Here is a 2,984-nt window from a genome sequence, read left to right as displayed (position 1 = left end):
CAGGCCAGCATCGCGCCCGATGGCACGGTCAGCGCCAAGGAGGCCAGCGGCAAGATCACCGGCATCGGCAAGCTCAAGCTGGTCACCCCGGAAACCAAGCTGACGCGGGGCGAGGATGGCCTGTTTCGCGACCCCGGCGGGGCCGAACTGCCGGTCGATGCTGCGGCACGTGTGCAAGACGGGGCCCTGGAGGGCTCGAACGTCAACCCCATCGAGACCATGATCAGCATGATCGCGGCGGCCCGCCAGTTCGAAGCTCAGATGAAGTTGATCCAGACCTCCGAGAGCAACGAAAAAGCGGCATCCCAATTGTTGTCGGGCAATGCCTGATCTGTTTTACCTGGCTTGACGCCTGAGGAGTAGCACCATGATGCGATCACTGTGGATCTCGAAATCGGGGATGGAAGCCCAGCAAACCCAGCTCGACCACATCTCTCACAACCTGGCCAACAGCGGCACCAATGGCTACAAGCGCTCGCACGCGGTGTTCGAGGATCTGATGTACCAGAACCTTCGCCAAAGCGGTGCCAACAGCTCGGAGCAGACACAACTGCCCACCGGCCTGCAAGTGGGCCTGGGTGTGCGCCCGGTGGCCACCTCGCGCCAGTTCTCGCAGGGCAGTCTGCAGCAGACCACCAACTACCTTGACGTGGCCATCAAAGGCAACGGTTTCTTCCCGGTCGCCATGCCTGATGGCACCACGGGCTACACCCGCGATGGCTCCTTCCAGCTGGACAACCAGGGCCAACTGGTCACCAACAACGGCTACCAGATCCAGCCTGGCATCACGGTGCCCGCCAACGCCACCTCCGTGACGATCGCCGCCGACGGCACGGTCACCGCTGCCATCTCGGGCCAGAACACCGCGCAGACTCTGGGCCAGATCCAGCTGACCAACTTCATCAACCCGGCCGGCCTGGAGCCACGCGGCGAAAACCTCTACACCGAGACGCCCGCCTCCGGCACACCCCAGACCGCCAACCCAGGCACCAACAGCACCGGCACGCTGGCGCAGGGGTTCGTAGAAAACTCCAACGTGAACGTGGTGGAAGAACTCGTCACGATGATCCAGACCCAACGCGCCTACGAACTCAACTCCAAGGCCATCCAGACTTCGGACCAGATGCTGCAACGTCTGGCACAACTGTGATGACCGCCATGCCACGCCGCGCCCACCTGGCGATCATCGCCGTGTGCAGCCTGCTGGGCGCCTGTGCGGTCTTGCCCACCACCGCCAAGGTCGATGTGCTGGAGCCCACCCAGGCGCGGCCCGCTGTCGCGGTGGTGCCAGAGGTCGGCAATGGCTCGCTGTTTCAAAACGCCAGTTACCGGCCCTTGTACGAGACCTACCGCGCCCGCATGGTGGGCGACATCGTGAACGTCACGATCGTCGAGAAGATTGCCGCCAAGCAGGCATCAACCAGCAGCGTCGAAAAGAAAGGCGCGACGTCGGCCTCGGTCTCGGCCGTGCCCTTCCTGAGGGCCGATCAATTGGCCAAGCTCAGCGCCGCCGGCACCTCGGCCAACACCTTTGACGGCAAAGGCAGCACCGAGAGCTCTCACAACTTCGTGGGCACCATCACAGCCACGGTGATCGAGGTACTGCCCAACGGCCACCTGATCATCTCGGGCGAAAAGCAGATCGGCGTGAACAGAAACGTGGAATTGTTGCGCTTTTCAGGCCAGGTTGACCCCACCACCATCCAGCCGGGCAACACCGTGTCGTCCACCCTAATGGCCAACGTTCGCATCGAGCAACGCGGCCGTGGCGCCCAGGCCGACGCGCAGGGAATAGGCTGGCTTGCACACTTCTTTTTGAGCATTCTGCCGATCTAAAGAACTCCAAAATGAGGCCGAACCCTTCCGGAATCTGGCCTCATGAATACTTCAGAACGACTCCTCAAACTGCTGATTGGCCTGGCCTTTTTGGCCGCCTCAGCAGCCGTGTGGTGGCCCGTTGAGGCCAGCGCAGCCCGACTGAAAGAGATCGCCAGCGTGCAGGGCGTGCGCTCCAACCAGTTGATGGGCTATGGCCTGGTCGTGGGCCTGGACGGCACCGGTGACCAGACCACCCAAACCCCTTTTACCGCGCAAAGCCTGAACTCCATGCTGCAGCAGATGGGCATCACCGTGCCCGCTGGCGTGGCCATGCAGGTCAAAAACGTGGCCGCCGTGCTGGTCACGGCCACCCTGCCCGCCTTTGCGCAACCCGGTCAAGCCATTGACGTCAATGTGTCCTCGCTGGGCAATTCGAAGTCGCTGCGCGGCGGCATGTTGGTCGCCACGCCTTTGAAAGGCGCCGACGGCCAGATCTACGGCCTGGCCCAGGGCAACCTGATCATCGCCGGCGCTGGCGCCTCGCAAGGCGGCGCCAAGGTGCAGGTCAACCACCTGAGCGCCGGCCGCATCCCCAACGGCGCCACGGTTGAACGCAGCGTGCCCACCCCCTGGTTGCAAAGCAGCGTGGTCCAGCTGGACGTGCAAGCCGACGACTTCAACACCGCCCGCGACATTGCTGGTGTGATCAATAAGGCCAAGGGCGCCGGCACCGCCGAGGCCATCAATGGCCGCACCGTCAGCGTGAAGCTGCCCACCCAATCCGGCGAGCGCGTGGCCTTCATGGCCGACATCGAGAACCTGTCGATCGACCGCGCCACGCCTTCCGCCCGCATCGTCATCAACGCCCGCACCGGCTCGGTGGTGGTGAACCAAGCCGTGACCATCGGCCCCTGTGCCATTGCCCACGGCAACCTGTCGGTCACCATCAGCTCCACCCCGGTCATCAGCCAGCCCAATGCGCTGTCGCAAGGCCAGACGGTCGTCACCGAGAAGGCCGACATCAAGATCAACCAGGAACCCGGCGCGCTGATCCAGCTGCCGGCCGGAACCAAATTGACCGACGTGGTCAAGGCGCTCAACACCTTGGGCGCCAACCCGCAGGACCTGCTGGCCATCCTGCAAGCCATGAAGGCGGCCGGCGCTCT

Annotated in this window: 4 protein-coding genes; all 4 read left to right on the top strand. The window is 63.7% G+C overall.

Annotated features, from left to right (window positions below):
* Positions 1–330 (top strand): flagellar basal body rod C-terminal domain-containing protein (locus H7225_RS13330; RefSeq protein WP_290662585.1); only part of this gene is annotated, 330 nt, incomplete at its 5' end.
* 37 nt (positions 331–367) lie between these two features.
* A complete protein-coding gene (flgG, locus tag H7225_RS13325; protein WP_290662583.1) occupies positions 368–1,150 on the top strand; it encodes a flagellar basal-body rod protein FlgG in 783 nt (260 codons plus the stop codon).
* Positions 1,150–1,836, top strand: coding sequence for a flagellar basal body L-ring protein FlgH (locus tag H7225_RS13320; RefSeq protein ID WP_290662581.1), 687 nt, complete (start codon positions 1,150–1,152; stop codon positions 1,834–1,836). The genes flgG and H7225_RS13320 overlap by 1 nt, the downstream gene beginning before the upstream one ends.
* Before the next feature lie 42 nt (positions 1,837–1,878).
* On the top strand, positions 1,879–2,984 hold a 1,106-nt coding region (locus tag H7225_RS13315; protein ID WP_290662579.1), incomplete at its 3' end, for a flagellar basal body P-ring protein FlgI.

Origin of the sequence: Aquabacterium sp., from assembly GCF_014378415.1 — a bacterium.
Taxonomy (GTDB): domain Bacteria; phylum Pseudomonadota; class Gammaproteobacteria; order Burkholderiales; family Burkholderiaceae_C; genus Aquabacterium.
The sequence above is the reverse complement of the archived record's forward strand: the minus strand, read 5'-3'. Positions and strand labels throughout refer to the sequence as shown.

What these genes read in the sequence shown, in the direction of transcription:
- H7225_RS13320 (WP_290662581.1), top strand. Translation starts at nt 1,150, where the DNA reads ATGACCGCCATGCCACGCCGCGCCCACCTGGCGATCATCGCCGTGTGC.
- flgG (WP_290662583.1), top strand. Translation starts at nt 368, where the DNA reads ATGATGCGATCACTGTGGATCTCGAAATCGGGGATGGAAGCCCAGCAA.